Source organism: Streptococcus sp. LPB0220, assembly GCF_008727815.1.
Lineage (GTDB): Bacteria > Bacillota > Bacilli > Lactobacillales > Streptococcaceae > Streptococcus.
In genome coordinates this window covers 608105-634883 of record NZ_CP044230.1, presented here as the reverse complement: position 1 = coordinate 634883, position 26779 = coordinate 608105, and the positions used below count along the sequence as shown (strand labels likewise).

The 26779-nt window shown below is 42.0% G+C and carries 27 protein-coding genes; 4 read left to right on the top strand and 23 right to left on the bottom strand.

The genetic code is table 11. From position 1 onward, the window contains the following. Positions 1–238: 238 nt before the first annotated feature. Positions 239–760 (top strand): DUF2975 domain-containing protein, encoded by a 522-nt coding sequence (locus LPB220_RS03400; RefSeq protein ID WP_150905524.1) that lies wholly within the window; start codon positions 239–241, stop codon positions 758–760. A gap of 10 nt (positions 761–770) precedes the next feature. Continuing rightward, entirely contained in the window at positions 771–977 is a 207-nt protein-coding gene (locus LPB220_RS03395; protein WP_003006064.1) for a helix-turn-helix domain-containing protein, read from the top strand. Between the two features lie 327 nt (positions 978–1304). Here LPB220_RS03395 and metG read toward each other — a convergent pair whose 3' ends face one another. The 14 genes from metG to LPB220_RS03330 form a co-directional block, all read right to left on the bottom strand. Further along, a complete protein-coding gene (gene metG, locus LPB220_RS03390) occupies positions 1305–3296 on the bottom strand; it encodes a methionine--tRNA ligase (RefSeq protein ID WP_150905522.1) in 1992 nt (663 codons plus the stop codon). Positions 3297–3452: 156 nt separating this feature from the next. Continuing rightward, complete coding sequence (locus LPB220_RS03385) at positions 3453–4145, bottom strand: phosphoglycerate mutase (RefSeq protein WP_003012031.1); 693 nt, start codon at positions 4143–4145, stop codon at positions 3453–3455. A 146-nt stretch (positions 4146–4291) separates the two neighbouring features. Next, complete coding sequence (locus tag LPB220_RS03380; RefSeq protein WP_083312679.1) at positions 4292–4738, bottom strand: Fur family transcriptional regulator; 447 nt, start codon at positions 4736–4738, stop codon at positions 4292–4294. Between the two features lie 296 nt (positions 4739–5034). After that, positions 5035–5190 carry a hypothetical protein gene (locus LPB220_RS10750; RefSeq protein ID WP_191904619.1) on the bottom strand — a complete coding sequence of 52 codons (156 nt, stop codon included), beginning with the start codon at positions 5188–5190 and terminating at the stop codon, positions 5035–5037. Positions 5191–5291: 101 nt separating this feature from the next. Further along, positions 5292–5567: an HU family DNA-binding protein gene (locus LPB220_RS03375; protein ID WP_003006038.1), complete on the bottom strand. Its 276-nt coding sequence runs from the start codon at positions 5565–5567 to the stop codon at positions 5292–5294. Positions 5568–5677: 110 nt separating this feature from the next. Next, complete coding sequence (locus LPB220_RS03370; RefSeq protein ID WP_150905520.1) at positions 5678–6511, bottom strand: DegV family protein; 834 nt, start codon at positions 6509–6511, stop codon at positions 5678–5680. A gap of 89 nt (positions 6512–6600) precedes the next feature. Beyond that, complete coding sequence (locus LPB220_RS03365; RefSeq protein WP_150905518.1) at positions 6601–7329, bottom strand: metallophosphoesterase; 729 nt, start codon at positions 7327–7329, stop codon at positions 6601–6603. A 20-nt stretch (positions 7330–7349) separates the two neighbouring features. After that, entirely contained in the window at positions 7350–9008 is a 1659-nt protein-coding gene (recN, locus tag LPB220_RS03360; RefSeq protein WP_150905516.1) for a DNA repair protein RecN, read from the bottom strand. 6 nt (positions 9009–9014) lie between these two features. After that, positions 9015–9449 carry an arginine repressor gene (locus LPB220_RS03355; RefSeq protein WP_003006022.1) on the bottom strand — a complete coding sequence of 145 codons (435 nt, stop codon included), beginning with the start codon at positions 9447–9449 and terminating at the stop codon, positions 9015–9017. Further along, on the bottom strand, positions 9439–10257 hold the full coding sequence (locus LPB220_RS03350) for a TlyA family RNA methyltransferase (RefSeq protein WP_061455306.1): 819 nt from the start codon (positions 10255–10257) through the stop codon (positions 9439–9441). The genes LPB220_RS03355 and LPB220_RS03350 overlap by 11 nt, the downstream gene beginning before the upstream one ends. Beyond that, positions 10250–11125: a polyprenyl synthetase family protein gene (locus LPB220_RS03345; RefSeq protein ID WP_150905514.1), complete on the bottom strand. Its 876-nt coding sequence runs from the start codon at positions 11123–11125 to the stop codon at positions 10250–10252. The genes LPB220_RS03350 and LPB220_RS03345 overlap by 8 nt, the downstream gene beginning before the upstream one ends. Continuing rightward, positions 11122–11334: an exodeoxyribonuclease VII small subunit gene (locus LPB220_RS03340; protein WP_003006013.1), complete on the bottom strand. Its 213-nt coding sequence runs from the start codon at positions 11332–11334 to the stop codon at positions 11122–11124. Before LPB220_RS03340 ends, LPB220_RS03345 begins: the two co-directional genes overlap by 4 nt. Then, entirely contained in the window at positions 11312–12652 is a 1341-nt protein-coding gene (gene xseA, locus LPB220_RS03335; RefSeq protein ID WP_150905512.1) for an exodeoxyribonuclease VII large subunit, read from the bottom strand. The genes LPB220_RS03340 and xseA overlap by 23 nt, the downstream gene beginning before the upstream one ends. A gap of 152 nt (positions 12653–12804) precedes the next feature. Continuing rightward, complete coding sequence (locus LPB220_RS03330) at positions 12805–13689, bottom strand: LysR family transcriptional regulator (protein WP_049522599.1); 885 nt, start codon at positions 13687–13689, stop codon at positions 12805–12807. A gap of 172 nt (positions 13690–13861) precedes the next feature. Between LPB220_RS03330 and LPB220_RS03325 the strand changes: the two genes are divergently transcribed. Then, the gene (locus tag LPB220_RS03325; protein ID WP_150905510.1) at positions 13862–15484 is read left to right on the top strand and encodes a malolactic enzyme; all 1623 of its coding nucleotides are present in this window, start codon (positions 13862–13864) and stop codon (positions 15482–15484) included. A 21-nt stretch (positions 15485–15505) separates the two neighbouring features. Beyond that, the gene (locus LPB220_RS03320) at positions 15506–16780 is read left to right on the top strand and encodes a 2-hydroxycarboxylate transporter family protein (protein WP_049474226.1); all 1275 of its coding nucleotides are present in this window, start codon (positions 15506–15508) and stop codon (positions 16778–16780) included. Positions 16781–16830: 50 nt separating this feature from the next. Here LPB220_RS03320 and LPB220_RS03315 read toward each other — a convergent pair. The 9 genes from LPB220_RS03315 to LPB220_RS03275 all read right to left on the bottom strand — a co-directional run bounded on the left by LPB220_RS03315 (position 16831) and on the right by LPB220_RS03275 (position 26614). After that, positions 16831–18179, bottom strand: a protein-coding gene (locus LPB220_RS03315; RefSeq protein ID WP_118398572.1) for an IS3 family transposase whose coding sequence is annotated in 2 segments (ribosomal slippage) — positions 16831–17738 and positions 17738–18179 — 1350 coding nt in all. Because the reading frame shifts where the segments join, the coding sequence is not laid out codon by codon here. 97 nt (positions 18180–18276) lie between these two features. Then, positions 18277–19731 (bottom strand): glycoside hydrolase family 32 protein, encoded by a 1455-nt coding sequence (locus LPB220_RS03310; RefSeq protein ID WP_150905508.1) that lies wholly within the window; start codon positions 19729–19731, stop codon positions 18277–18279. A gap of 9 nt (positions 19732–19740) precedes the next feature. After that, positions 19741–20586: a carbohydrate ABC transporter permease gene (locus LPB220_RS03305; protein WP_161800641.1), complete on the bottom strand. Its 846-nt coding sequence runs from the start codon at positions 20584–20586 to the stop codon at positions 19741–19743. A 1-nt stretch (position 20587) separates the two neighbouring features. After that, the gene (locus LPB220_RS03300; RefSeq protein WP_014712989.1) at positions 20588–21490 is read right to left on the bottom strand and encodes a carbohydrate ABC transporter permease; all 903 of its coding nucleotides are present in this window, start codon (positions 21488–21490) and stop codon (positions 20588–20590) included. Positions 21491–21575: 85 nt separating this feature from the next. Then, the gene (locus LPB220_RS03295) at positions 21576–22889 is read right to left on the bottom strand and encodes an ABC transporter substrate-binding protein (RefSeq protein WP_041826251.1); all 1314 of its coding nucleotides are present in this window, start codon (positions 22887–22889) and stop codon (positions 21576–21578) included. Between the two features lie 130 nt (positions 22890–23019). Continuing rightward, a complete protein-coding gene (locus LPB220_RS03290; RefSeq protein WP_049474223.1) occupies positions 23020–24015 on the bottom strand; it encodes a LacI family DNA-binding transcriptional regulator in 996 nt (331 codons plus the stop codon). 26 nt (positions 24016–24041) lie between these two features. Continuing rightward, entirely contained in the window at positions 24042–24920 is an 879-nt protein-coding gene (locus tag LPB220_RS03285; RefSeq protein ID WP_049474222.1) for an NAD(P)H-hydrate dehydratase, read from the bottom strand. 52 nt (positions 24921–24972) lie between these two features. Then, positions 24973–25746: an HAD-IIB family hydrolase gene (locus LPB220_RS03280; RefSeq protein WP_049487481.1), complete on the bottom strand. Its 774-nt coding sequence runs from the start codon at positions 25744–25746 to the stop codon at positions 24973–24975. Between the two features lie 13 nt (positions 25747–25759). Beyond that, positions 25760–26614: a bifunctional methylenetetrahydrofolate dehydrogenase/methenyltetrahydrofolate cyclohydrolase gene (locus LPB220_RS03275; RefSeq protein ID WP_041826248.1), complete on the bottom strand. Its 855-nt coding sequence runs from the start codon at positions 26612–26614 to the stop codon at positions 25760–25762. Between the last annotated feature and the right edge of the window lie 165 nt (positions 26615–26779).

The window sequence follows — 26779 nt, the reverse complement described above, 5'->3', positions numbered from 1 at the left end:
CATGGAATAAGATCTTTACACTAGTATACCCTAAATCGAAAGTATAGTAAAATTCCCCTCTATGTAGTGGTTTTCCAGGGTTTGAACTGACTAGTTTTAGTAGAAAATACCTGTTTCTCAAAAATAATATTTTGTTTATCATTATTTTTTTATCGTTTTTCGATACTTTTTTATTGACTAATTTTTTATAAGGAGTATACTATAAGTGAAAAATAAAAAAACTTCAAGGAGGCTTGCGATGAAAAACTCAAAAACCTTAAAAAATGTCATTGAAGTCTTGACGGCTTTCATTTACTTCTGTGGCTTTATGACTGTGGCTGCACTGGTCGTCCACCTGCTTTCACGGATGGGAGTGTTTAAAGATCTCATTCAAACTGGACGCTTGTCCTTTGATGTGAATGGCATCCAGCTCTTCCCCAAACATCCGCAACCTATCTGGCAGTTGATTTTCCCACTAGCCTCAAGCGCTATCTATATTTACCTTCTCATCACCATTCGTAGCTTCCTCCAAAATCTCTACCAAGAAAAGATCTTTTCTCACTCTAACATTGATCTTTGCAACCGAGCTTGGAAGATTCTCTTGGTCTTGTCCTTTATGTCTGGCACACTTGAAACCAGTGGAAATGCTTATCTCCTTCCCTTCACTTTCCAATTTACCTTTAACACAGGGCTTCTCCTTGCCGTTCCAATTGTCTGGGTCCTTGGCAAGATTTTAGAGAGAGGGATTGAGATTGCTGAAGAAAATGAGCTAACCATTTAAGGAGGGTGCCATGATTATCGTCAATCTAGATGTCATGCTGGCCAAGCGAAAGATGAAATCCAATGAGCTGGCTGACAAAATCGGCATCACCACTGCTAATCTCTCCATCCTCAAAACCGGCAAGGCCAAAGCCATCCGCTTCACCACTCTAGAAGCCATCTGCAAAGAACTCGACTGCCAGCCAGGAGATATCCTAGAATACCGGCCAGATGAATAGGACAAGTATTTAAATATATAATGGGAGACCTTCCTTACCGACACAACAAAAGCACTCCCGCGGGAGTGCTTGAGAGCGTAGACAATTTGTTCTTCCTTACAAATCAAATTAATTTTATAAAAATCAAAAAATTTATTCGTTAGAATTATTCAATCATCTACTGAAACTTTCCGCCGTGAGAAAAGTGCTAGAAACAATTGTGTTTCTAGCACTCGGGAGTTTTGGAACCTTAGGTCCAAAACTAAGTCATGGAACTTCTTCGAAGTTCGCTGACGTCCGTACTCACCTAAGGAAAGTTTTTTAGATGATTTTTTCTTTCTCTATCATTTACCCAATGATGCTTCCATTTGGAACAGATGGATCAACTGTTAAGACTGTTAATTGATCTCCGTGTTCTGCGGAAAGAATCATGCCTTGGCTGACATATTTCTTCATCATCTTACGTGGTTTAAGGTTGGCCACGATTTGGAGTTTTTTGCCGACCAATTCTTGTTCATTTGGATAGAATTTCGCGATACCAGAGAGGATTTGACGGTCTTCGCCATCTCCTGCATCTAGGCGGAAGCGAAGCAATTTGTCTGATCCTTCGACGCGTTCCACTTCTTTGACTTCTGCTACACGGATTTCAACCTTGTCAAAGTCTTCAAATTTGATCTCATCTTTTTCAGACTTGAGTTCTACTTCTTCTGGAATCCATTCTTTTTCTTGTGGTTTGCCAGCAGTCATTTGAGATTGGATGTAGGCAATTTCTTCTTCCATGTCGAGACGTGGGAAGATTGGAGTTCCTTTGGCAACCACTGTGACATTTTCAGGGAAGCCTGCTAGGGTCAAGTTTTCAAGATCGAAGTCCAAGCCCAAGCCAAGTTGTTCCATGATGGCATTTGAGGTGTTCATCATGAATGGTTGGATCAAGTGAGCCACAACACGGAGGCTCGCTGCCAAGTGAGCCATGACCGCTGCCAATTGTTCCTTATCCCCATCTTCTTTAGCGAGGACCCAAGGAGCTGTCTCATCGATGTACTTGTTGGTCCGAGAGATGATGTTCCATACGGCTTCCAAAGCGCGTGGGTAATCAACCGCGTTCATTTGCTTGTGGTATTCAGCGATGTTTTCTTCAACTACCTTAGCCAAATCGGCATCAAATACTGTGACATTTTCGACATAAGCTGGAACTTGACCACCAAAGTATTTATTGATCATGGCTACCGTCCGGTTGAGGAGGTTTCCAAGGTCATTGGCCAATTCATAGTTGATGCGAGCCACGTAGTCTTCTGGTGTGAAGGTCCCATCTGAACCAACTGGCAAACTGCGCATGAGGTAGTAACGAAGTGGATCCAAGCCAAAGCGTTCCACCAACATTTCTGGGTAGATGACATTTCCTTTAGACTTAGACATCTTACCGTCTTTCATGACAAACCAACCATGGGCAATCAAGCGCTCTGGCAATTTGATATCGAGCATCATGAGAAGGATCGGCCAGTAAATGGAGTGGAAACGAAGGATGTCTTTTCCAACCATGTGGAAGACGGTTCCGTTCCAGAATTTGTCAAAGTTTTCATGATCTTCTTGACCGTAACCAAGAGCGGTCACATAGTTGAGAAGGGCATCGATCCATACATAAACCACGTGTTTTGGATTAGATGGGACTGGCACACCCCAGGTAAAGGTGGTCCGAGATACCGCCAAGTCTTCCAAACCTGGCTCGATGAAGTTTTTCAACATTTCATTGAGACGGCCATCTGGCGTGATGAAATCAGGTTGGGATTTGAAAAATTCAACCAAGCGGTCTTGGTATTTGCTGAGACGAAGGAAATAAGATTCTTCAGAAACCCATTCTACTTCGTGGCCTGATGGGGCTACCCCACCGATGACCTTGCCATTCTCATCACGGTAGACCTCAGCCAATTGGCTTTCTGTAAAGAACTCTTCATCAGATACTGAGTACCAACCAGAGTATTCACCAAGGTAGATGTCGTCTTGCGCCAGCAAGCGTTCAAAGACCTGGGCCACCACTTTTTCATGGTAATCGTCTGTCGTACGGATGAATTTATCATATGAGATATCGAGTAATTGCCAGAGTTCTTTCACTCCAACGGCCATCCCATCTACATAAGCCTGCGGCGTAATGCCAGCTTCTTCAGCTTTTTGCTGGATCTTTTGACCGTGCTCATCAAGACCAGTCAGGTAGAACACATCGTAGTTCATCATACGTTTGTAACGCGCCAAGACGTCACAGGCGATCGTTGTGTATGCTGAACCAATATGCAATTTACCAGATGGGTAATAGATAGGGGTTGTGATGTAGAATGATTTTGTCATGTTTCTTTTCCTTTCAGGGCTAATGGAACCCAATTTAGTAACACTCTATTATAACACTTTTAGGGAGCGCTGAAAACCCAAAAGCGGCTAGGTTTGCGATGAACAAAAAAGCTGACCGAAGTCAGCTTTCTATGATTGATAACGAATCACGCTATCTTACTTTCCAAGATAGTATTCTTTTACAACGTTCAATTTTTCGTCAAATTCGAATACCAATGGTGGGAAGTTAGGGATTTCCACATCCATGATTTCGTCGTCTGACAATTGTTTGATGTGTTTAACAAGAGCACGGATTGAGTTACCGTGTGCTCCTACGAATACGTTTTTACCATCTTTAAGAGCTGGAGCGATTTTATCTTCCCAGAATGGAAGGGCACGTTCCAAAGTAACTTTCAAGTTTTCAGCATCTGGAATTACTGAGTCATCAAGTGAAGCGTAACGACGGTCAGTGTGTGCTGAGTGTTCATCATCACGGTCCATTGCAGGAGGCAATACATCGTATGAACGACGCCAGATGTGAACTTGTTCATCACCAAATTGTTCAGCAGCTTCTGCTTTGTTTTTACCAGTCAAACCACCGTAGTGACGTTCGTTCAAGCGCCATGATTTTTCAACTGGAACCCACAATTGGTCAGAAGCTTCAAGCGCAAGGTTTGTTGTTTTGATCGCACGTTTCAATACTGAAGTGTATGCTTGGTCAAATTCGATACCAGCTTCTTTGATCAATTTACCAGCGTCGATCGCTTGTTGTGTACCTTTTTCAGACAAATCAACATCAGCCCAACCAGTGAAAAGGTTAGCTTTGTTCCATTCAGACTCACCGTGGCGAGCAAAAACCAATTTTACCATTAGATGGATCTCCTTTTTATTCTCCGAGGTTCCCCCCGTTTATCTATTCTATTCTACTAGATTTTCAGTGAAAAATCTAGTGGCGACCATAGAAAAGTGCAATTTCTCACAAAAAAGAGCCTAACGGCTCTCTTGGAATATCTTTATCATTGTTTTTGACAGTCTGGGCAAATTCCATAGACGGTCATTTGGGTCTTGGTGATCTGGTAGCCACTTTGACTCGCTGCTTCTTCGCGAAGATCTGGGACTTCAATGTCCACATCTGCGATACGGCCACATTTTTCACACACCACATTCAAATGGTCATGCCCCATGAAATCAAAATAGGTCGTGGTATCATTGCGAACCTTGATCTCAGAAACAACCCCCTCATCAATTAAAACCTTGATATTGTTGTAGACAGTTGCTAGACTCATGCTTGGAAACTGAGGCAATAAATCGCGATAGATCTTCTCAGCGCTTGGATGTTCATGACTCGCCACTAAATAGGAAAGAACTGCTCTGCGGGTATCGGTAATTCGAATGCCCTTAGCACGCAAACTTTGCAAAACTTCTTCCACGCGCTCTTCTTCATGACGATGCAATACGTTCACTATGATCCCCCCTTTCCAATATGATTTAATCGATTCGTTACCCTTATTATAGCATGTTTCAAAATAAATCACTATTTAGAATGCTTTTAATTAAAAAAAATGTCCAGTGGACATTTTTTTCACGAGCTTGAAAACGGAAAAGCGAGGTTATGTCCAGTGGACATTTTTTTCACGAGCCTGAAAACCGAAAAGCGAGGTTATGTCCAGGGGACATTGATTCACGAGCCTGAAAACCGAAAAGCGAGGTTATGTCCAATGGGTATTGATTCACGAGCCTGAAATAGATTCATCTACTCTCAACCGATCCAACTGGTCATCCAGCGCACGGTTCCTAAGAGCATTTTGACCACGAGGATCATAAAGCAAAATTCCAGTACGAACCACAACCCTTTCAGTAGATACAAAATAGGTCGGATAAACAACAAGGCAAAGAGGCCTAAAATGAATCGCATGGTCTTTTCTCTCTTTCTTTTTTCCTATTATACCCTTATCCTATAGAGCTGTCCAACAAAAAAACCATCCTAGAAATCTAGGATGGCTTTTCAAAATGCAATTATTTAACTGCTTCTTTAAGAGCTTTACCAGCTTTGAATGCTGGAACTTTAGAAGCTGCGATTTTGATTTCTTTACCAGTTTGTGGGTTGCGACCTTTACGAGCTGCACGTTCACGAACTTCGAAGTTACCGAAACCGATCAATTGAACTTTTTCACCTTTTGAAAGGTATTCTGAAACTGCTGCGAATACAGCGTCAACAGCTGCTGCTGAATCTTTTTTAGTCAATTCTGTAGCTTCTGCCACTTTTGCGATCAAATCTTGTTTGTTAGCCATTTAACAAATCCTCCAAATTTTTTTAGGCTTTACGCCTTAACAGTACTATAATATCTAAAAAAAGCCTTTAGGTCAAGTACTAAACCTGTTTTTTCAAACATTTATTCAGCTTATTCGTAGCGCACCAAAACTGCAAATGCATTCTCACCTGTATGAGTTTGAATAATCGATCCAGTTTCGAGAACAGGGATTGCTTTTTCAACGAGAGATTGCAACTGAGCCTTCATTTCATTGGCCCATTCTGGTGTCCCTGCGTAAGAAATCCCGATCTCAGCCACCTTACTATGGGAAAGTTTCTCTACCAATTCATCCAACCACTTCTTAAAGGTCTTGTTTCCACGGCCCTTGACAATTGGTTCCAACTGATGGTCCTTCATTTGCATCACGACACGGATGTTAAGAAGGGAGCTCAAAAGTCCGGTAACACGGCCAATGCGCCCACCTTTAACCAGATTTTCCAAGGTAGAAACACCGATATACAACTCTGTCTTTTCTTTGACTTCTTCGATGCGAGCCAAGACAGTGTCTAAATCAGCTCCGTCTTTGGCCAACTTGGCTGCCTCAACCACCTGGAACTTCATGGCTTGGTCTGTAAAGCCACTATCAATCACAGTAACATCTGCTCCTGACAAGGTTGCCCCTTGACGAGCCGCCTCTACGGTTCCTGACAAGGCATGAGACATATGAATTGAAACGATATGAGCTCCGTCTGCTGCTAACTTTTCATACACCTCCGCAAAGACTCCAACGGGTGGTTGGCTGGTCTTTGGAAGATTTTTGCTAGACTGCATTAAGCGCAAGAAGTCCCCTTCGCCCAACTCACTGTCGGAATAAAGGACTCCATCCACCATAACAGAAAGTGGCACAATGGTAATGCCATATTCTTCAACCACTTCAGGCTCAATTGTAATAGATGAGTCTGTAACTATTTTAATATTTGCCATATATTTCTATACTCTTCCTAAGAATGTTCTGCTTTCATTATATCAAAAAACACGGGGTTTTGCAGTGAAAGATATCCATTCCTGCTTCCTCAGTCGTCTGCGGCAGAAAAACCTGTATTATGAAGGACATGGTCATGGACAATGCCTTGATCATCCAAGAGCAATCCATGGAGGACTCCACCAAAGACAGCGCCCCCATCGACACCCATCTTCTGATCTGAAATCCAAAGATTTTCGGTGCCGACTGGCTCATGGAGCAGTCCATAGACTGGTGTATGGCCAAAGACGATCCATTTGCCTGTATGATTCTCCGCTTCATGGAATGGTTTTCGGATCCAGACCTTTTGGTAATCACTGGTTTCTCGCCAATTTTCAAGGGTTAGATCCACACCAGCGTGGACAAAATAATAGGTCTCTGTCTCGTAGTCAAAGGGCAGACTGCGGATAAAGGCTACCAAGTCAGGGACGGTACTCTCTACTGCTTGCGCATCCGCAATGCCATCTACAGGAGCATCGAGTGGCCGGCCTAACAGAGAGTTGATGGTCGTATCGCCACCATTTCTTCGGTAGTGGTCATAACGCTCTTCTGGATTGTCCAACCAGGCTAAAAACATGTACTCGTGATTCCCGGAAAGGCAAACAGCTCCGTGGTGGTCTACGTAGTCCTTTACGATTTCAATTGATCGTTTGCTGTTTTCGCCTCGATCTATCAAATCCCCTAAAAAGACCAATTGAGCTTTTCCATCCCACTCTGTCATGAGCTCTTCTAGCATTTGTGCTTTCCCGTGAATATCTCCGACTACAAAGTATGTTGACATTGTTTCAAACCTTCTTTCTCTTAACGCTTGAGAAGTTGCTCTGCTTGTTGACGGGCAGCTTCCGTTAGATCCTCTCCTGCCAGCATCTTGGCAATTTCTTCGATTCGTTCTTCTCTATTAAGCAAACGTACTGTAGATACGGTTGAGTGTTCATCACTGATTTTCTCAATATAGAATTGATAATCTGCTGCAGCGATGACTTGAGGCAGGTGAGAAATAGCAAGCACCTGGCCATTTTGACCAATCTTATGAATTTTCGCTGCGATGGCTTGGGCCACGCGCCCAGAGACTCCTGTATCCACCTCGTCAAAGACGATACTGGTTTTTCCTTCTTTTCGAGAAAAAGCCGACTTAATGGCCAACATCAAACGTGACAATTCTCCGCCAGATGCTACCTTGACAAGAGGTTTAAAGTCCTCACCTGGGTTGGTCGAAATGTAAAATTCGACAGCTTCATTTCCCTCCCGATTAAACTTAGCCTTGCTAAAACGCACTTGGAAACGCGCCTTGTCCATATAGAGATCTGCCAATTCTTGCTGGATTTCATTTTCCAAAGCTTGGGCCAGAGTATGCCGCTGATCACTCAAATCTTGAGCCAAGGTGACCAAGCTCTTTTCTAGACGTTTGAGTTCTTTTTCCATGTCCTCAGACGAGAGGTCGCTACCGGTGAGGAGGCTATATTCTTTGGTGATTTGCGCCAGGTATTCCAAGACGTCCTTGACTTGGCCACCATACTTGCGCGTGATGGAGTGGATCAAATCCAGGCGTGATTCCACCTGCATGAGGCGATTGCCATCAAACTCCAGACCATCGACCACATCTTCTAAGCGCTTGGTAATATCCTCAAGGGCATAGAAGGTTTCCGATAACTGGCTTGAGAGCTCTTTGTAGGTCGGATCATATTCTTCAATGCTTTCCAGATCATTCATGGCTGAGCGCACATTGGCTAGACTCGAAAACTCTTCTGCATCCAGCATGGTATAGGCATTGGTTAAGGTATCTGCAATCATCTTGTGATTGAGCAGGAGTTGGCGTTCTTGCTCCAGACGCAGGTCCTCATCCACTTCCAAGGCAGCTGCCTCAATCTCTGCAATTTGAAACTCCAACATCTCAATACGGGCCTTGTTTTCCTGCTGGTTGCGCTGAAGTTCCACTACTTGTTTGCGCAGGCGTTTGTAATCTTCAAATGTCTGACGATAAGCGTCTTTGGTTTGGAAAAAGGCTGCATCCCCAAATTCATCCAGCATAGCGATATGCAATTGGGGCCGCATGAGTTCTTCCTGATCATGCTGGCCATGGATATCCACCAAATGTTGACCGACTGCCTTTAAGACAGATAAATTCACCATTTGACCATTGATCCGGCTGACACTTCGTCCATTTTGCAAGATCTCTCGGCGAATGATCAATTCATCGGTCCACTCTAGTCCTTGCTCTTCAAAAAGAGCTGTCAGGTGTCGATTGCTCTCAACGGTAAAGAGACCTTCGATTTCCGCTTTTGGGGCTCCGTGTCGGATGACATCCGTCGTTGCGCGGCTTCCTAGCATCATGTTCATGGCATCGATAATGATGGATTTCCCTGCACCTGTTTCCCCTGTCAGTACCGTCATTCCCTTTTCAAAATTTAAGGAAATCTCTTCGATAATGGCAAAGTTCTTAATCGAAATTTCTAATAGCATAGGCTCTTACCACCCAAAGATTGATTTGAGGATATTCTCTGCTTCTGGTGCGGAATAGGCGATCAGTAAGATCGTATCATCATCTGCAACAATACTAAAGATATGCTCCTTATAAATCTCCCGTAAGCGACGTTTAACTAAAGGCGCTGTCCCCGGAACCATGGTGAAATTGACATATTCTCCCATGCGACGATGAGACAAGATATTGCTTTCAATCATCCCAATCCCTTGGTGATGCTTACGTGGCAATTCATAGACATAGGTCATGTCTTTCAGAGGGCGTTTTACGATGCCCAATTCTTTGATATCCCGTGATACTGTCGCTTGGGTTGCTGAGATGCCTTCTTCTTTCAAATGTTCGACGATCTCTTCTTGGGTCCCCACCTCATGATCACGTATAAAGCGACGAATTTTTTCTAATCTGATATTCTTACTCTTCATGTTTAAATTCCTTGTGTGCCAGCTCCACAACAGCCTCCAGCTGCTCTGTAGTCGGCTTTGTTTTCTCTTCTTTTTTTTCTAGATACATCAAAAATTCGATGTTGCCATGGCCTCCTTGGATAGGGGAATAATCCACTCCCATTACCGCAAAGCCATGTGTCCCTGCAAAAGCAGCGACCTTTTCAAGGACCGCTAAATGAATCTTAGGATCCTTAATGATCCCATTTTTCCCGATCTGTTCGCGTCCTGCCTCAAACTGAGGTTTGACCAAGGCCACGACTTGTCCATTATCTGCCAAAATCCGGTGAAGGGCTGGCAGAATCAAGTCCAAGGAAATAAAGCTGACATCGATACTCGCAAAGCTCGGTGTCGCTTCAAAATCATCTGGCTCGGCATAGCGGAAATTGAACTGCTCCATCGAGACCACCCGAGGATCATTGCGCAATTTCCAGGCCAACTGATTGGTCCCGACATCCACCGAAAAGACCTGGCTGGCTCCGTTTTGCAGCATGACATCTGTAAAGCCACCTGTAGAAGCTCCAATATCAATCGTAATTTTACCCTCTACAGACAAACCAAATTTGTTCAGTGCTTTTTCTAATTTAAGACCGCCCCGGCTGACATATTTGAGCTTTTCACCCTTTAATTTCAACTCGGTTGCTTCATCAATTTTTTCACCCGGTTTATCGAAGCGCTCACCATTGATGACGGCAACGACAAGACCTGCCATCACCCCTCTTTTGGCTTGTTCGCGGGTATCAAATAGGCCTTGTTTATAGGCTAATACATCCACTCTTTCCTTAGCCATCTATTCGTAATCCTTCTATTAATTTCTTGATCGCTCGCGGATCAAAGTCACAAGCACTTGTAATCTGATCCAACAAGTCCTCGCAAGCGTCTAATTCACTTGTCAGCAAAGCTTTTGATTCTTCCAATCCCAACAGGGCTGGATAGGTCGATTTTTCAGCTACTAAGTCCTTTTGAGGAGTCTTCCCCAAAGCTTCAAAATCAGCTACCAAATCCAAAATATCATCCCGCACTTGAAAAGCCAGGCCTAATTTTTTCCCGATTTTTTCTAAGAGCTGACCAATGTCTGCTTGCAACTCTAAAATCAAAGCTGCTGCAATGAAAGGATAGGCAAGGAGGCGCCCTGTCTTATTGGCATGGATAGTCTGCAATTCTGCTAGCGTGAGCTGTTTGTGCTCCCCTTCCATATCAAGGACTTGGCCAGCTACCATTCCACGACTACCGGAAGCATCTGACAATTCAAGAATCAAGGAGACCTTGACCGCATCAGGAAGGGCACTCGCAGCTATCATCCCAAAGGGATCGAGAAAAAGCGCATCCCCTGCTAAAATCGCCAGGTCTTCTCCGAATTTCTTATGATTGGTCAATTGTCCCCGACGGTAATCGTCATTGTCCATGGCTGGCAGATCATCGTGAATAAGGCTTCCTGTATGGATCATCTCTAAAGCTCCTGCCACTTGAAAGTGAGCCTCCGTCAATTCCTGTCCAAAGGCCTCTAATAATTCTAGAAGGAGCAATGGGCGCAGGCGTTTTCCACCTGCCTGGATCGAATACAGGACCGACTCCACTAAATGGGGGGCAACGGCTTTCTCCTCATAAAAAGAGCGAACCGCTTGCTCTACTCTATTTCGTTTTTCTTCTTGTCTCATGCTAGATCCGCTTCAGTACCATCTGCTTGCATGACCTTGACCAAGGTTTTCTCTGCTTGATCCAAGGTATCTTGCAATTCTTTTGACAACTTCATTCCTTTTTGGAATTCTGTAATAGCTTCTTCTAAAGCCACATCACCACTTTCCAATTTTTGGACAATGGCTTCCAAATCTGCTAAGTTTTCTTCAAATTTCTTTTCTTTCGACATGTTTTACCTCTACTTCTAACTGGCCATCTCTCATGATGAGTGACAGCGGGTCCCCTTCTTTTACTTTCGCAACCGAGTCTAGAACCTGATCGTCTTGCTTAACCATGGCATAGCCACGCGCAATAATCCTACTAGTATCGAGCATCAAGAGGGCTTCTGATAAGCCTTGTACCTTGTTCTTTTGCTCTTTTAGGACTTGTTCCATTCGGTTGGTTAAGATTCTCTTATCTTGGAGCAGGCGGTCTTGGTAGCGCTCGATGCGATGCAAAGGAGACATGGCTTCTAGGCGATGACGCAGACCTTGCAGTTGATTGGCCCCTTGTCCAAAAGCATCACGCATCCCTTGTTTCAAGCGCAATTGCAACTGGTCAATCTTTTGCAGATAGCCATCATAGAGTCTTTCAGGCTGTCTAAAAATAACCGATTGACTTAATTTGGCCAAGCGTTCACGATTATAGGCCAAGCGATTGGACATAGCTGTTGCCATGCGGTTCTCCTGCTTTTGTAAATGAGACAAGAGATCCAATTTGGTTACTGGAGTGGCCAATTCAGCAGCGGCTGTCGGAGTAGCAGCTCGTCGGTCTGCTACAAAATCGGCTAGAGTCGTATCTGTCTCATGTCCAACACTGGAGATAATCGGAATCCGCGATTCAAAAATGGCTCGCACCACTGCTTCTTCATTAAAGGCCCAGAGGTCTTCAATCGAACCACCCCCACGACCGATAATCAAGACATCCAAATCATCCCGTTGGTTGGCCCTTTGAATATTAGCAACCACCTCACTAGATGCGCCTTCACCCTGAACCTTGGTCGGGTAGAGCACAATCTCTACACCAGGGAAGCGTCGGCTCACCGTTGTGATAATATCGCGAATCACGGCCCCACTTTGACTGGTGATGACCCCGATCTTTCTTGAAAATTGTGGCAGAGCTTGCTTCCACCGATCCTGAAAGAGACCTTCTTCGGTCAACTTTTTCTTGAGTTGCTCAAATTGGATGGCCAAGGCCCCTACCCCATCTGGTTCAGCCTTTTCAATGACAATGGAATAACTCCCACTTGGCTCATAGAGCTGAATACGACCGATGACGTTGATCTTCATGCCTTCTTCTAGCTCAAAACCAAAGCTTCGATAAACCCCAGCCCAGACCGTCGCCTGAATAACCGCTTTTTCATCCTTTAATGAAAAATACTGGTGGTTGGGACGTTTTCGGAAATTGGAGACCTGCCCTGTCAGATAAACCCTTTCCAAATAGGGATCCTTATCAAATTTTAATTTCAAATATTTGGTCAAACTTGATACGGATAAATAGTTGGACATAGGAACTCCTTTCTGCAGAATATGATCAAGTTTAATTATACCAAAAAACACCAAAAAAGGCTGGCAGACAAAGCGAAATCATGAATTTCCTTTCTCTACAAGCCTCATTTTATTCAAGACACTTTCTATTTGTCTGTTTGACACCCGCTTCCTTATTTTTCACACTTCTCCAACCGTTCAATAAAGGAGCTAAGAAGCGCTTGGGGTTCCCCTTCATTTGGATAGGCATAACTAATATAGAAGACTGTTTTTTCCTCTTCAACCAGCGGAATTTTGACAAGATTTGGATATTCTGGAAAGAGAGTCAGATCGGTCATGAGGCCAATTCCCAAATTTTCTTCGATGAAACTCAAGACCAAGTTGGAATCGGTCAAGACAACAGTAGACTGGGCCAAATCATCAAAGCGAGCATTTAAGCGTTTAAAAGCCGTCATGTGGACATGATGCTCATCTAACAGAATGAAGGTCTCCTCTAACACCTCTTTAAAAGAAATTTCCTTGCGATTTGCTAGTGGATGATCCTTTGAAACAATCACAAAAAATTCTTTTTTATACAGAAGCTGACTGGTCAAATGCGCGTGCGAGATAGGCTCTAAGCTTCCCAATAGACTAAAATCTAAATCACCACGCACCAACAATCGCATCAAATCCCTGGAACCTAATTGCACCAATTGCGATTGACGAAAAATCTCAAGCTCTTCATCATGTGTCCCAAATTTTTTCATGATATCGCTAGTGATCAATGGCGGTAGTCCAATGCGCAACAGATTCTTTTTACTGCGTTCAACAGCTTTTTCTGTCTTTTCGATTTCGATTAAAACTTCTCGCGCGTGATTGGCTAAAACCTTCCCCGGCTGAGTTAGGTGCAAGACACGATTTGAAGACGATTTTTCTACCAACTGGCAAGCATAGTGATCCTCTAAACGCTTGATGGCATAAGTCACAGTCGGTTGACTCACTTGAAAATAATGCGCCACATCTGTATAAGACTTTAATTTCGACAGTTGATAAAAATATTCCAAGTCTCGGATATTCATCTCTATCCCTCTATTTCTACAATTTCCATTTCCTTCATTCTAACACAAAACTCTTACTTATAAAATTTTTTTATAAGGACAAGGGAAGTTGACTATAAGAATTACCGAAGACTATAATGGCTTGCGTGAGAAAAAATCTTACAGATAAATTATTTATGAGGAGTATTTCGCAATGAAATCACATGAAATTTTAAACAATCCTTTCTTAAATAAAGGAACTGCTTTCACAATGGAAGAACGTAAAGAACTTGGCCTGATCGGTCTTCTTCCTCCCTATGTTCAAAGCATCGAAGAACAAGCTGAACAAGCTTATCAACATTTCTTGCGCAAACCATCAGACCTTGAAAAACGTCTTTTCTTGATGGAAATTTTCAATACAAACCGTACTCTTTTCTACTACCTCTTTAACCATCACATCGTTGAGTTCAACCCAATCGTCTATGATCCAGTGATCGCAGACACCATTGAACAATATTCTGAACTATTTGTAGACCCACAATATGCCGCTTACCTTGATATTAACCACCCAGAAAATATCGAAGAAACGTTGAAAAATGCGGCTGGCGATCGCGATATCCGCTTGATCGTTGCAACTGACGCAGAAGGAATCCTCGGTATTGGTGACTGGGGTGTCCAAGGGGTTGACATCTCTGTCGGAAAACTCATGGTCTACACGGCTGCAGCCGGAATTGATCCAGCTTGCGTTATGCCTCTTGTCATCGATGCTGGTACCAACCGTGAAGAATTGTTAAACAATCCAATGTATCTGGGGAACCGTCATGAACGTGTTCGTGGTGAAAAATACGATGCCTTTATCGATCAATTCGTTCAAACAGCTGGAAAACTTTTCCCTAAATTGTACCTTCACTGGGAAGACTTTGGTCGTTCAAATGCGGCTGATATCTTGAACCGTTACAAGAAAGAAATTCCAACTTTCAACGATGATATTCAAGGAACTGGGATCGTTGTCTTGGGTGGTATCTTTGGAGCGATGGATATCACTGGTGAAAAATTGACAGACCAAGTTTACCTTTGCTATGGTGGTGGTTCTGCTGGTGCTGGTATCGCAGACCGTGTTCACGCTGAAATGGTTGCTGAAGGACTTTCTCCAGAAGAAGCTTACAAACGTTTCTTCATGATCGATAAACAAGGTCTTTTGTTTGACGATATGGAAGATTTGACGCCAGCTCAAAAACCATTTGCTAAAAAACGTGCTGACTTCGAAGGTAAAGGCGATATGACCAATCTTCTTGAAGTGATCAAAACAGTGAAACCAACAATCTTGGTCGGAACTGCTACAAACCCAGGTGCCTTCACTAAAGAAGTGGTTGAAGCCATGTGTGAAAACACTGAACGCCCAGTGATCTTCCCAATTTCTAACCCAACCAAGAAATTGGAAGCAACAGCCCAACAAGTCATTGAATGGTCAGACGGTAAAGCCTTTGTCGCTACCGGTGTCCCTTCAGGAACCATCAGCTACAAAGGTGTGGACTATGAAATCGGTCAAGCCAATAACGCTTTGATCTACCCAGGTCTTGGTCTTGGTATGTTGGCCTCTGAAGCCAAATTGTTGACAGATGAAATGATTGGGGCAGCTGCTCACTCATTGTCCGGTATTGTCAATTCAGGGCAACCAGGTGCGCCAGTCCTTCCACCATTCCAATATGTAGCTGACGTATCTATCAAGGTAGCTGAAGCTGTTGCCAAGAAAGCTCAAGAACAAGGGCTTGCACAAGCTAAAGAAACAGATATGGCCAAAGCTGTACGTGACCTTAAATGGTATCCTAAATACTAATAAGGAGCTGACTGAACATCCATGAAAAAATTGAATGAAATCAACATTTCCGGTGTCAGTCTTCCTCTATACGCATTCATCGTCATCGTTCTCGCGGTGACGATTGCTATGGGGAAACTCCCACTCAATATGCTTGGATTAACCCTCCTTTTGGTCGTCATGGGGCACTTTCTCTACTTTATCGGTGAAAAACTTCCAATCATGAATTCTTACCTAGGTGGGGGATCCGTCTTCACCCTACTTGGAGCTACTCTTCTAGCGACCTTCCATGTTATTCCAGCAAACATTATCACAGCCACCAAGGGCTTTTTGGGAGATTCCTTTGGCTTTCTTGATTTTTATATCGCAGCCTTGATTTGTGGGGCTATTCTAGGGATGAATCGAAATCTCTTGGTAAAAGCTTCCGCTCGCTTTATTCCTGTTTCCTTGGTCACCATGGTCATTGGGGCTCTCTCGGTTGGGATCGTTGGAAGCCTTTTGGGACAAGGATTTGGACATTCGATTCTCTATGTTTCCTTCCCACAAATGGTCGGAGGAATGGGAGCTGGAATCCTGCCTCTTTCAAAGATCTACGCTGCCAATCTCCACGGAAGCCAAGCAGCCATCTTCTCTCAATTGGCACCCGCTACTACACTTGGTAATATCCTTGCCATTATTGGTGCTGTTTTGATCGTCAAAGTATTTGCAGATAGTCCCTACAATGGTCACGGTGTCTTAATTCCCGTCAATAAAGATGAATTGAAAAAAGAAAAACTCACCCTTGATCCGACCCAAATCGGAGTTGGAATGATGTTTGCCTTTAGTATTTTTCTTCTCGGGGTCATCTGCAATGCCTTTGTTCCAAAAATCCACAGTTATGCCTTCATGATTATCATCGTCTTTATCCTGAAAGCTTTCAATGCTGTCCCAAAACCTTTGGAAAACTGTGTGGTCATGTTCAACCAAGTCATTATGACCAACCTTACCCATGCAGTCCTAGCTGGGATCGGTCTTTCCTTGATTGACCTTTCAACTCTCGCTAAGGCGATGACCTGGCAATTCATTCTCCTAAGCTTGACATCTGTTCTAGCTATGGGGCTTGCATCTGCTGTGATCGGAAAACTGGTTGGATTGTATCCAGTGGAGACTGCTATCGGATCTGGTATGATCAATAACTCGATGGGAGGAACCGGAAATATCGCTGTTCTCTCCGCATCTGATCGTATGGAAATGATCGCCTTCGCCCAAATGGCCAACCGACTGAGCGGGGCTATCATCCTCATTCTGGGAGGACTCCTCGCTTCTGTCCTCTCGTAAAGAAAAAAAGACAAGTCATTGTACTGACCCCAAAAAGTTAGACAAATAATTTAAGTTAAGGATTTAGTCCTGTATTGCACAGGACTAAGTCCTTTTAGTTTTACCTTAATTCGTTTGTTGTTGTAATAGTCAATATAGTTTACAATAGCTTGTTCCAATTGGTTAAGTGACTTAAATGTATTCTCGTAACCATAAAACATTTCCGATTTCAAAATGCCAAAGAAGGATTCCATCATGCCGTTGTCTGGGCTGTTTCCTTTACGTGACATGGACGGTTGAATTCCTTTATCCTCTAAAAAACGATGATAATACTGGTGTTGATACTGCCATCCTTGATCACTATGAAGAATTGTATTTGTGTAATGATTCTCAGTAAAGGCCTGGTCTAACATAGCTTTCACTTGTTCTAAATTCGGTGAAGTCGAAAGATTATAGGCGATAATTTCGCTATTAAAACCATCTAAAACTGGCGATAAATAAAGTTTTTGATTGCTTGCTGGAATGGCAAACTCGGTCACATCTGTGTAGCACTTTTCCATTGGCTTGGTTGCTTCAAATTGGCGTTGAATAAGATTATCTGCTTTCTTACCAATCTCTCCTTGGTATGAAGAATACTTCCGTTTACGACGAATACGAGCACTTAAACCAAGGACCTTCATCAGACGTTGGACCTTCTTATGATTCACTACAAAACCACGATTCCTCAATTCAAGAGTCATTCGACGATAGCCGTAATTCCCTTTATGCTCAGTAAAAATAGATTGAATTTCAACTTTAACATCATAATCCTTATCGCTTTGATCGAGCTGTTTTAAATGATAATAATAAGTTGAACGGGCAAGCTTAATAATCTTTAGAAGAATCTCTAAAGCAAACTCTGTTACCAATCCTCGGACAATTTCCGTTTTTCTTCTTGCTCTTTTTCGTCCCTCAATCGGAGTTCTCTCAACTTTTTTAGAACCGCATTCTCCGCTCTCAAGTACTCATTTTCTGCTTGAAGACGTTCTAGTTCTGTCATCTCTTCGGGTTTCTTCTTTGGCTTACGTCCCATTTTAGGTATCCTTCCTCTTGTTTTCTCAACAATAGTATACCCGTTTTTCTTATATTGTGCTATCCAATTATGCAACATTCCAACACTTGGAAGAGCATAATCTAGAGATACCTTTATTTGTGAACGACTTTCAAGCAGAACTTTATCAATGATTTCTTGTTTTAGTTCGGGAGAATAGTAACAATTCTTTCCTTTTTTGACGATTTCTATTCCATAACGATCAATCAATTTAATCATGTACTTAAGATTAGAAATGTTTATCCCAAATTGATTTGAAAGCTCTTTGAAGCTTCGCCCTTGTTTTTTATGTTCATAGATCTGAACTTTATCTTCATAAGTTAATTTCATAATAAAAACACCCCAAAAGTTAGATTTTTTTCTGTCTAACTTTTGGGGTGCAGTTCACATAGAACTTGTCTTTTTTTCTTTAGGAGGCTTTTGTATCCTATTTTTGATAGGTTTTCACGACCCAATCAACCCCTTCATCTGCCGTGAGGGTATAGACGGGATTTTGACTCGTTTCATAAAAAGTCATCGAGAGAGTTTTACCATCCACGAATACTTCGATGGAGTTGGTATCGCGAATGATTGAAAAATGATGATCCTTTTCAGCATCCAACTGAATCCATCTCGATTGAAATGCTGGATCTTCTTTTCCAGAAATGGGGTGCCCAAATTGGTCTCGACTCAAGCTAAAGCGTTTTTGAGAGGCGTCGTAAATCAATTGCAAGACACAATCAGGATCAGTTTCATCACCATATCCAAGGATAAAGGAGCGACCCGGTTTGGCATCTAGTTCAAACAAGGTTTGTTTCTCTCTAGCTGGGATCGTGATCTGATTTCCCTTAACAATGGTTTCTGGAAAATGCTTTACAAGAAAGTGTTCTTTCACTGACTCAGGTAACTCCTGAACCAATCGTCCGTCTTTCAAGGACAATTTTCTTGGAAGAGTCATACTACCTGCCCACCTATGAGCTAAATCATGACTAGGGATGGAACGGTGCCACATTTGCATCCAGGCAACCATGTATCGTTCGCCATTTGGTCCTTGACAAGTTTGAGGAGCATAGAAATCCAACCCACCATCTATTTCATCATAGGAATCGACATGAAAGCGCCCCGTTTCCCAATTCATGTCACCGATAAAGGCAACCGTCGAATTTAAATTCCAGTATTTTTCTTGTTGCCTTTCCATTTCAATGGGAGACAGGATCAAGACCCATTTGCCATCTAAAGGGAAGAAATCAGGACACTCCCACATAATCCCTTGCACTTTTTCACCTTCTAGAAGGACTGATGTAAAGGTCCAATCTACTAGATTACTTGAGGCAAATAGGAGAATTTGACCTCTGTCATCCGGTGTCTTAGAAGCAACGACAGCGTAATAGTTTCCTTGGTATTCAAATACTTTAGGATCACGAAAATCTGCAATATCTGCGATCCCCTCAATATGTTGAGCATGGATCACTGGATTAGTGGGGATTTTTTCAAAGGTAATGCCATCTGTCGACACCGCAAGACACTGCGTCTCTTCTCGCTTTTCCTCATCGTCTACATGACCCGTATACAGCAAATAGAGCTTGTCATCTTTCACAATAGCACTACCCGAGAAGCAGCCATCCTTATCATAGCTTTCACTTGGCGCTAAAGCTACTGGCAGTTCTTCCCAATGGAGAAGATCTTTTGATTTGGCATGCCCCCAATGCATGGGACCCCAAACACTATCATAGGGATAGAATTGGTAAAACAAATGGTATTCCCCAAGGAAATAAACAAAGCCATTTGGATCGTTCATCCAGCCGATTGGAGGTAGCAAATGAAATGCTCCTCTATATTGCTGGTTAACCTTTACCCTGTTTTCATCGATATACTGATTTGCTTTTCGAATGCTTTCCTTCATACTGATCACCTACTTAATACCTGTACCAGATCCACCTAGACCTTGAATAATATATTTTTGTGCTACGATATATACTAGAATAAGTGGAATCGTAGAAATTGTCAAAACAGCCATTACTTGATTGATATAAACTGGTTGAGTTGTATTAATGGTTGTAATCGCCACCTGCATTGAAAATTTTGACGAATCGGTTAAAACCATCAACGGCCAGATATAATCATTCCAACTAGAAATAAAGGAAAGAACACCAACTGTTGCAACCGCCGGTTTCGACATAGGCAACATAATCTTGAAAAAGATCCGTAAGATACTTGCACCATCTATTTTTGCAGATTCGATAATTTCTTCTGGAATGGCAATAAAGAAGTTTCGGAAAAGATAAATATTAAAGACACTAGCTAATCCAGGGATAATAACCGCTAAACGATTATTGACTAAGCCAAGTGAATTAATAATTGTAAATTGAGGAATCAACACTGTTTCCATCGGAATGATTAACAATGCCAATAAAAAGCCAAACAGAATTTTTTTACCTGTAAAATTAATTTTTGCAAATGCAAATCCCGCTAAGGCGTTTACTATAATAGACCCAAGTGCAAATGTTCCTGCATAAAAAATACTGTTCCCTAGATATGTTAGAATACTAAAACGGGCAAGAACTTCTTGGTAAGGTTTAAACCAATCAGCTGGATTAAAACTAGGTAAGAATGCTTTCCAACTTGTTAAATTCTTATACACATCTGCTTCTGGCTTCATTGCTGAAACCACCATCCAGATCATAGGAAATAGAAAGAGGCCTGCTAATAGAATTAATAAAACATATTCTAAAATAGTAGTCGGTTTTAAACGTTTCATCCTAATCATCCTCCTTCAAAACTCGCCGTTGTACAAGACTAATCATACCAATCAATGTTGTAAATACTAAGGCAATCGAACTTGAGTAACCAACAAGACGGTCAGTGAAACCTTGTTGATAAATGTAATATACCATAGTGATTGTTGAGTTCAATGGACCACCTTGAGTCATAACCATTGGTTGTACAATCAATTTAAATGCTGAAATCAATGTTGTCAAGAGTACAAACAAGGCAGTTGGTTTCAATAAAGGCATCGTGATATATCTAAATTGAGCCCATTTTGAAAATCCATCCAACTCTGCCGCCTCATAAATATCTTGTGGAATATTTTGCATTCCTCCAAGGAATAACAACATTTGATAACCTGCACCCTGCCATGCAGAAACAAATACAATAGCATACATGGCTTGTTTTGGACTTGTCAAGAATGGTTGTGAAGAAATACCAATTTTATTCAGTAGAGCATTGAGCAAACCATTATTTGGATTTAATAAGTATAACCAGAGGATAGAAATAACGACAAGAGACATCACAACAGGAGCAAAAAATGCTACCTTAAAGAACATATTTCCTTTACGTTTCTTATTAACAATTAAGGCCATCCCGAGAGCCGCACCAAGTTGCACTGGAATAATCCAAACTACAAATTTCAAGGTATTCAAGAAGCTTTTTATAAAGATTGGATCTTGTGCTAAGCGCATAAAATTTTGTAGTCCTACAAATTTTCTATCCTCAGGCGTTAATAGGTAATAATCTGTAAAGGCATAATAGATCACCATACCAACAGGTATCACTAAAAAGATGAAAAGTAATATTAAAGCTGGAGCTAAAAAGCTATAGCCCATAATATTTTCTTTAAGGCGTTCTTTCTTTTTTGTTTCGACTTTATTTTTTTCGCTCATTGTTCGTCTCCTAAGATGAAACTATTAAATAAAATAAGGTGGAAGGTACATTCCATAACTTACCTTCCACCTTTTTGAATGTCAACTATTTATTTAAAGATTGGTCGATTGCTGTTTGCATTTCTTTCGCACGAGCATCTAATACTTTTTGTACATCTGGATTATCTTTATAATAGCTGATATCTTGCATTGCTTGTTGGAAAGCGCGTGAAACTTGTGGATAAGCTACTACAACTGGACGAGCATGAGCCGTTTTAGCATTTTGTTCCATCAAGAAACGCATTGGCTCAGATACTTTGTCCTTAATATTTTTAATTGTTGATTTTCTGATTGGAAGAACACTGTTACCTAAGCTTAGAATTTCACTAGATTCAGTATTTGTAGCAAACTTAACAAATTCAGCGGCTGCTTCTTTTTTATCAGATTTTGTTGTAACGGCTAATTGCCAACTACCTGAAGGTGATACCAATTTCTTCGTTTTATCTGAAACTGGATAAGGAAGAATACCAAAATCAATATCTTTGTAATTTGTTTGTAGGTCTGCAATCGTCCAAGAACCGCTCAGAACCATAGGATATTCACCGGTTTCAAAACCTTTTTCAACAGGACTAACTGTCGTATATCCATCCTTCACAAGATCTTGAATAAATTGAACAGCTTCAACACTTTCCTTGCTATTGAAGTAGCCTTCCGCTTTTGTTCCTTTAGAATTCACAACAGATCCACCATTTGACCAAATAAGAGGCATGTAAGCATATGGCAACATCTCATCGTTTGAATTCAAACGGAAATCAATCGCTGGTTTGTTAAAATGATCTTTTAATTTCTTAGCAATGGCATTAAACTCAGACCATGTCCATGGTTTTTCTAGGGTTGGTAAACTAGCTTCGTCAATCCCTGCTTCTTTAAACATTTTCTTATTATAGTAAACACCTACATTGGATTCTGAATAACCAAATGCATAAAATTTACCATCATAAGTTCCCTGTTGTTTAATACTGTCCAGTACATCATCCATATTATCGTCTTTTAGATAATCATCCAAAGGAGCAATCACTTTTGATTTTGCATAGGCTGCAGTATTAGGACCATCTAGTGTAATGACATCTGGTAAACTATTTGTCGTAACAGCGGCATTAACCTTATCTTCATATCCACCACCACTACCGCTACGTGGAATAAATTCTGTCACAACCTTATATTTCGTTTTCTTTGATTTATTGAAATTATCAACAACTTGTTGCCAAGCTTTTCCCTCAGCTGTTTCATCTGAGAACTGAACCCAGACTTTAATCTCATTTGAAGAACTTGCAGTTTTGGATTTTGATCCCCCACCACATCCTGCAAGCAATCCTAATGATAGTGCTGCAACTACAGATAACTTAATACCTTTACGCATAGCGTCCTCCTTTTTGAAACGTTTCATTTTTGGTTATATTTTTAACTCAAGCTAAAATAGTTGAGTTTTTTGAAACGTTTCATTTTATAGCTAAATTATAACAGCGCTTTCATAATTTGTCAAGCACTTTTTATAATTTTTTTGTAGTGTCCCCTTCAAAGAAATGTACGGGTAAACTAATCACATTCTTTTCTATTTTTTCTTGTCGAATCAATTTGAGTAATAATTCTACTGCCGCTTGGGCCATCTGAGCTATTTCTTGAACAATGGTCGAAAGTAAGTACGGTTGATCAAAAGCCGGTCTTAATCCATCAAAACCAATAATTTGATAGTCTTCTAGGGGAGTTTTTCCCATCTCAGTCAAAACCTTTATAACACGTAGAGCCATAAAATCATTTACTGTAAAAATCCCATCAATCTGAGGATGAGCTTCGAAAAAGGACTTAATTTGTCTTTCTGCTTGATCTAATGGTTCTGGCATTTCAAGACTACAGAGTTTTGTATTTTGCTGTTTAGCTTCATCTTTAAACCCCCTTCCACGTTCCGTTGTTTCATTCAAATGTTTGTTCACACCACTAATGTATGCTAAATTTTGGCAACCTCGTTTGACTAACTCTCGGCAAGCCAGTTGACCACCATGATAATTTTCAGAGGTTACGTAATAGACATTTTCAGAAAAATGACGGTCAATACTAACAAAAGGTAAATTAGAGGAGATATACTTATCGATATCTGAATAGGTGATCCCAATGATCCCATCTACCTTATTTTTTTCAAGTAATTTTATGTACTCTATCTCGTTTTGAGCATCTTTATCGGCATTACAAATCAATAATTTACATTGATTTTTCAACAATTCCTTTTCTACATGATATGCAAACTCAGAAAAGAATGGATGCCAAATGGTTGGAATAAGTAAAGCGATAATATTACTACGATTCGTTTTTAATCCTCTCGCATATTCATCTGGCACATAAGAAAGTTTTTCAATCGCTTGTTGAACTTTTTTTAATGTCACCTCTTTAATGCCTTTTTCGTTATTGATGACACGAGAAACGGTCCCAACACTAACCCCAGCTTCTGCTGCAACATCTTTCATCGTAATCGATTTTTTTTGCTCATTCATTTTCTCACCTCCTTTCATCCATACTATCATGAAAACGTTTCATTTTCAACATTTTCGTTTGAATTGTCACTCCACTTCTTCATCCATTTGGGGATTTCTTGGCTGATGGTCGTCGGTAGAACCACATAGGCCTCCTTGCTCAAGTCTTCTGCAATGGCTGAATGTAGATAGGTCGCAACCACCACGCGCTCATAGAGACTGACCTGTGGAAATTGACCCGCAAACCCTGCGATCATCCCTGCCAAGGTATCCCCCATCCCCCCTGTTGCCTGATAGGGACCACCAACATCTAGCTGATAGCCCTCTTCTTGCCCACTTGTCCAAATGCGGGTGTGAGGCCCTTTTTCTACAATGACAGTCCCTTGAGGAAAGTTCTGTACTGCTCTTCGACTCTTGTCTTTAGTCTGGCTTGCAAGATCAATCCCTGACAGTTTTTCCCATTCTTTTTGATGAGGGGTAAAGACCAACTGAGCTTCTGGCAGGTCAAACTGAGAGGCTGTAAAAAGACTGATAGCTCCTCCATCTAATATCAAGACCTGCTGGCTAGAGACTTGTTCAAAAATCATGTGCAAGATTGCTTGGTTTTCTCTTGCTTCCTTTAAGCCCGGTCCTACGAGAATCACGCTAGCTTTTTGGAGCTGCTCACAAAGGAGTTCGTGATCTGCCAAATCAAAGCCCATAGCTTCAGGAAGATGGCTATGAAGGGCTGTCAGATTATCAGGATCTGTTGCTACAGTAACCAGCCCCGCACCACTATGAACCGCAGCAAGCGCCGCCATAATGATGGCTCCCCCATAGGGGTAAGTCCCCCCAATCAAGAGCAGGCGACCAAAATCTCCCTTATAAGAATTCACCTCTCGCTTTGCAATGACACGTTGGATCTCTTCTTTCTGAACTGTTTTCATACCTTCCTCATTTCTAGCGAAAAAGGAGAAGCCACGACTCCCCCTCCATCTTTTATTTTCCTCTGAATTCTGCGAAGACTTGCAAGATCTTAGCAGCCACAGCTTGTGGTTGATTTTGTTTGGCTACCAATTGATCATCCGCATAAGGCTGAAGGGCTGGAAAATCACCAATCTGAACTGCATAAAGAGCTTTTTCAAAGAGCTCGATATCATTTTGATCATTGCCAAAAGCCACGAAATTCTCTCCACAGAGTTCTTCTACGGTTGTCGCTTTATGCGTGTCTGCTGGATTGAGATAGATGCATTTTTCATGCGCATGATAGCGGATATGGGCCTTGTCTGTCTTTTCAATCCGCTCGATGATCTCATCCACGAGCTCCTCATGGCCACCCATATAGATCACGACCTTAATCGGATCTGTCAGCTCCTCTAAAGACCGATACTGGGCTTTCTTGAGGGGATCTACATTCGCAACAAAAGGAATCTTTTCCAAAATCTGTCCGCTATAATCAAAGGTATCATCCACAAAAAATGGTAGATTGTAATGGCGACAAAAGCCAAGGACTTCCCGATACACATCCTTGTCCAATTGTTCCTCATATACCAATTGCCCCTGGCGATAGGCCAATCCACCATTTAAGCCTATCACGAGTTGCTGACTCAATGGATCTCCTAAAAGGCCCAAGCAGTCCCGGTAAGAACGTGCAGAAGCAAAGGCAACTTCATGACCAAATTCTTCTGCTCTCAATAAGACCTGTTTGATTTCATCATCGATTGTGACACCATCGAATGACAGGGTTCCATCTAAATCAAATACAAACTTCATCTTGTTCACACTTTCATTTTTTTAAGGCACGAACAGCTGCTTCGTAGGTCTGCTCCATCAGCATTGTGACGGTCATAGGCCCAACCCCTCCTGGTACCGGAGTAATATGACTGGCCAAAGGGGCAACGGAGTCAAAATCGACATCCCCACACAATTTGCCATTCTCATCGCGATTCATTCCGACGTCAATAACGACGGCACCTTCTTTCACGAAGTCTGCTGTTACAAATTTCGCACGACCGATCGCAACAACCAAGATATCTGCTCTTCTAGCAATTTTAGGCAGATGATGGGTCCGGGAATGGGTCAAGGTTACCGTCGCATTTTTGGCGAGGAGCAACTGCGCCATTGGTTTTCCAACGATATTGGAACGACCAATCACGACTGCTCGCTTCCCTTCTAGATCAATCCCGTACTCTTTGAACATCTCCATGATGCCAGCGGGGGTCGATGGCACCATAATAGGATTTCCAGCCCACAAGCGCCCCATATTCAATGGATGAAAGCCATCCACATCTTTTGCCGGGTCAATCGCTAAAAGGACTGCATCCGCATCGATATGCTTAGGCAGTGGCAACTGCACCAAAATCCCATGCCAAAGGGGATCCTGATTGTAGTGTTCGATCACTTCTAATAATTCAGCTTGGCTGATGCTTTCAGGAAGTCGTCTCACTTCACTCCGAAAGCCTGCCGCAATAGCAGAACGCTCTTTATTTCTTACATAGATTTTGCTAGCTGGATTATCTCCTACCACGATGACAACGAGGCCAGGCACAACTCCTGTCTCTTCTTTTAATCGTGCTGTTTTCTCTGCAATCTCACCCTGTAATTTTGTAGCGAGCGCCTTCCCATCAATGAGTGTCGTCATATCAATTCTCTTTCTAGTCAAGTAATGAAAATAGTCCTCTCTATTATAGCAGATTTCAACTCTCAAACCTAACTGTTCCTAATTAGAATTTCTTATAGACGAAAACTATAGCCAGATGGACAAAAAATGAGCTTGAGACCACCCCAAACTCATCCACACAGCTGC

What these genes read in the sequence shown, in the direction of transcription:
- LPB220_RS03400 (WP_150905524.1), top strand. Translation starts at nt 239, where the DNA reads ATGAAAAACTCAAAAACCTTAAAAAATGTCATTGAAGTCTTGACGGCT.
- LPB220_RS03395 (WP_003006064.1), top strand. Translation starts at nt 771, where the DNA reads ATGATTATCGTCAATCTAGATGTCATGCTGGCCAAGCGAAAGATGAAA.
- metG (WP_150905522.1), bottom strand. Translation starts at nt 3,296, where the DNA reads ATGACAAAATCATTCTACATCACAACCCCTATCTATTACCCATCTGGT.
- LPB220_RS03385 (WP_003012031.1), bottom strand. Translation starts at nt 4,145, where the DNA reads ATGGTAAAATTGGTTTTTGCTCGCCACGGTGAGTCTGAATGGAACAAA.
- LPB220_RS10750 (WP_191904619.1), bottom strand. Translation starts at nt 5,190, where the DNA reads ATGCGATTCATTTTAGGCCTCTTTGCCTTGTTGTTTATCCGACCTATT.
- LPB220_RS03375 (WP_003006038.1), bottom strand. Translation starts at nt 5,567, where the DNA reads ATGGCTAACAAACAAGATTTGATCGCAAAAGTGGCAGAAGCTACAGAA.
- LPB220_RS03370 (WP_150905520.1), bottom strand. Translation starts at nt 6,511, where the DNA reads ATGGCAAATATTAAAATAGTTACAGACTCATCTATTACAATTGAGCCT.
- LPB220_RS03365 (WP_150905518.1), bottom strand. Translation starts at nt 7,329, where the DNA reads ATGTCAACATACTTTGTAGTCGGAGATATTCACGGGAAAGCACAAATG.
- recN (WP_150905516.1), bottom strand. Translation starts at nt 9,008, where the DNA reads ATGCTATTAGAAATTTCGATTAAGAACTTTGCCATTATCGAAGAGATT.
- LPB220_RS03355 (WP_003006022.1), bottom strand. Translation starts at nt 9,449, where the DNA reads ATGAAGAGTAAGAATATCAGATTAGAAAAAATTCGTCGCTTTATACGT.
- LPB220_RS03350 (WP_061455306.1), bottom strand. Translation starts at nt 10,257, where the DNA reads ATGGCTAAGGAAAGAGTGGATGTATTAGCCTATAAACAAGGCCTATTT.
- LPB220_RS03345 (WP_150905514.1), bottom strand. Translation starts at nt 11,125, where the DNA reads ATGAGACAAGAAGAAAAACGAAATAGAGTAGAGCAAGCGGTTCGCTCT.
- LPB220_RS03340 (WP_003006013.1), bottom strand. Translation starts at nt 11,334, where the DNA reads ATGTCGAAAGAAAAGAAATTTGAAGAAAACTTAGCAGATTTGGAAGCC.
- xseA (WP_150905512.1), bottom strand. Translation starts at nt 12,652, where the DNA reads ATGTCCAACTATTTATCCGTATCAAGTTTGACCAAATATTTGAAATTA.
- LPB220_RS03330 (WP_049522599.1), bottom strand. Translation starts at nt 13,689, where the DNA reads ATGAATATCCGAGACTTGGAATATTTTTATCAACTGTCGAAATTAAAG.
- LPB220_RS03325 (WP_150905510.1), top strand. Translation starts at nt 13,862, where the DNA reads ATGAAATCACATGAAATTTTAAACAATCCTTTCTTAAATAAAGGAACT.
- LPB220_RS03320 (WP_049474226.1), top strand. Translation starts at nt 15,506, where the DNA reads ATGAAAAAATTGAATGAAATCAACATTTCCGGTGTCAGTCTTCCTCTA.
- LPB220_RS03310 (WP_150905508.1), bottom strand. Translation starts at nt 19,731, where the DNA reads ATGAAGGAAAGCATTCGAAAAGCAAATCAGTATATCGATGAAAACAGG.
- LPB220_RS03305 (WP_161800641.1), bottom strand. Translation starts at nt 20,586, where the DNA reads ATGAAACGTTTAAAACCGACTACTATTTTAGAATATGTTTTATTAATT.
- LPB220_RS03300 (WP_014712989.1), bottom strand. Translation starts at nt 21,490, where the DNA reads ATGAGCGAAAAAAATAAAGTCGAAACAAAAAAGAAAGAACGCCTTAAA.
- LPB220_RS03295 (WP_041826251.1), bottom strand. Translation starts at nt 22,889, where the DNA reads ATGCGTAAAGGTATTAAGTTATCTGTAGTTGCAGCACTATCATTAGGA.
- LPB220_RS03290 (WP_049474223.1), bottom strand. Translation starts at nt 24,015, where the DNA reads ATGAATGAGCAAAAAAAATCGATTACGATGAAAGATGTTGCAGCAGAA.
- LPB220_RS03285 (WP_049474222.1), bottom strand. Translation starts at nt 24,920, where the DNA reads ATGAAAACAGTTCAGAAAGAAGAGATCCAACGTGTCATTGCAAAGCGA.
- LPB220_RS03280 (WP_049487481.1), bottom strand. Translation starts at nt 25,746, where the DNA reads ATGAAGTTTGTATTTGATTTAGATGGAACCCTGTCATTCGATGGTGTC.
- LPB220_RS03275 (WP_041826248.1), bottom strand. Translation starts at nt 26,614, where the DNA reads ATGACGACACTCATTGATGGGAAGGCGCTCGCTACAAAATTACAGGGT.